General features: G+C 53.9%; 2 rRNA genes (both cut by a window edge). Both read right to left on the bottom strand.

What is annotated here, in order from left to right:
- A 5S ribosomal RNA gene (rrf, locus tag K5L94_RS01565) occupies positions 1-29 on the bottom strand; it reaches 86 nt to the left of the window's first position.
- A 126-nt stretch (positions 30-155) separates the two neighbouring features.
- Positions 156-2,500 (bottom strand): 23S ribosomal RNA (locus K5L94_RS01560); it runs 532 nt beyond the window's last position.

The following is a 2,500-nucleotide window of genomic DNA, read 5'->3' as shown; positions in this document are numbered from 1 at the left end:
GGTGGTTCCACAGCGCTAATTTCACCAGGGAGGCTTTTGGAGAGTCGCACTCGTCCCTTAGGGACAAGGCGCCAGCCTCGCATAGTTCTTGTGACGTAGCGTGCACTTGGATGCTCTTACGACGTTGTCGTAAAGCCAAGGCAACTTGAGGTTATATGGTCAAGCCGCACGGATCATTAGTATCAGTTAGCTCAATACATTGCTGTACTTACACACCTGACCTATCAACCACGTAGTCTACATGGTTCCTTCAGGGGGCTTGTGCCCCGGGAGATCTCATCTTGAGGCGCGCTTCCCGCTTAGATGCTTTCAGCGGTTATCGCTTCCGAACATAGCTACCCGGCAATGCCACTGGCGTGACAACCGGAACACCAGAGGTTCGTCCACTCCGGTCCTCTCGTACTAGGAGCAGCCCCTCTCAAATCTCCAACGCCCATGGCAGATAGGGACCGAACTGTCTCACGACGTTCTGAACCCAGCTCGCGTACCACTTTAAATGGCGAACAGCCATACCCTTGGGACCGACTACAGCCCCAGGATGTGATGAGCCGACATCGAGGTGCCAAACACCGCCGTCGATATGAACTCTTGGGCGGTATCAGCCTGTTATCCCCGGAGTACCTTTTATCCGTTGAGCGATGGCCCTTCCATACAGAACCACCGGATCACTAAGTCCTAGTTTCCTACCTGCTTGATCCGTCGATCTTGCAGTCAAGCACGCTTATGCCTTTGCACACAGTGCGCGATGTCCGACCGCGCTGAGCGTACCTTCGAGCTCCTCCGTTACTCTTTAGGAGGAGACCGCCCCAGTCAAACTACCCACCATACACGGTCCCCGACCCAGATAATGGGCCCAGGTTAGAACGTCAAGCACGACAGGGTGGTATTTCAAGGATGGCTCCGCTGCAGCTAGCGCCACAGTTTCATAGCCTCCCACCTATCCTACACAGACGAACTCAACGTTCAGTGTAAAGCTATAGTAAAGGTTCACGGGGTCTTTCCGTCTTGCCACGGGAACGCTGCATCTTCACAGCGATTTCAATTTCACTGAGTCTCGGGTGGAGACAGCGCCGCTGTCGTTACGCCATTCGTGCAGGTCGGAACTTACCCGACAAGGAATTTCGCTACCTTAGGACCGTTATAGTTACGGCCGCCGTTTACTGGGGCTTCGATCAAGAGCTTCGCCTTGCGGCTGACCCCATCAATTAACCTTCCAGCACCGGGCAGGCGTCACACCCTATACGTCCACTTTCGTGTTTGCAGAGTGCTGTGTTTTTGATAAACAGTCGCAGCGGCCTGGTTACTGCGACCCTCTTCAGCTATAGCTCGCACGAGCCACCAAAAAGGGTGCACCTTCTCCCGAAGTTACGGTGCCATGTTGCCTAGTTCCTTCACCCGAGTTCTCTCAAGCGCCTGAGAATTCTCATCCTACCCACCTGTGTCGGTTTACGGTACGGTCTGCGTAAGCTGAAGCTTAGGAGCTTTTCCTGGAAGCGTGGTATCAGTGACTTCGCCTTAAAGGCTCGTCTCGGTGTCGGTCTTAAAGGATCCCGGATTTGCCAAAGATCCAAACCTACCGCCTTTCCCCAGGACAACCAACGCCTGGTACACCTAACCTTCTCCGTCCCTCCATCGCACTTACGCGAGGTGCAGGAATATTAACCTGCTTCCCATCGACTACGACTTTCGTCCTCGCCTTAGGGGCCGACTCACCCTGCGCCGATTAACGTTGCGCAAGGAAACCTTGGGCTTTCGGCGTGCGGGTTTTTCACCCGCATTATCGTTACTCATGTCAGCATTCGCACTTCCGATACCTCCAGCAGACTTCTCAATCCACCTTCAACGGCTTACGGAACGCTCCTCTACCGCGCATACAAAGTATGCACCCCAAGCTTCGGTTCACTGCTTAGCCCCGTTAAATCTTCCCCGCAGACCGACTCGACCAGTGAGCTATTACGCTTTCTTTAAAGGGTGGCTGCTTCTAAGCCAACCTCCTGGCTGTCTGTGCCTTTCCACATGGTTTTCCACTTAGCAGTGAATTTGGGACCTTAGCTGTGGGTCTGGGTTGTTTCCCTTTTCACGACGGACGTTAGCACCCGCCGTGTGTCTCCCATACAGTCCGTCTCGGTATTCGGAGTTTGCAATGGTTTGGTAAGTCGCGATGACCCCCTAGCCATAACAGTGCTCTACCCCCGAGAGGATACATATGAGGCGCTACCTAAATAGCTTTCGAGGAGAACCAGCTATCTCCGGGTTCGATTAGCTTTTCACTCCTAATCACACCTCATCCCCTACCTTTGCAACGGGAGTGGGTTCGGGCCTCCAGTGCGTGTTACCGCACCTTCACCCTGGGCATGACTAGATCACCCGGTTTCGGGTCTACTGCCCGCGACTATGCGCCCTTATCAGACTCGGTTTCCCTTCGCCTCCCCTATACGGTTAAGCTTGCCACGAACAGTAAGTCGCTGACCCATTATACAAAAGGTACGCAGTCACTCCT

The sequence above is a fragment of the Stenotrophomonas forensis genome (assembly GCF_028752115.1).
GTDB lineage: Bacteria > Pseudomonadota > Gammaproteobacteria > Xanthomonadales > Xanthomonadaceae > Stenotrophomonas > Stenotrophomonas forensis.
Note: the sequence above shows the minus strand (reverse complement) of the source record. Positions and strands in the feature narration are given on the sequence as shown.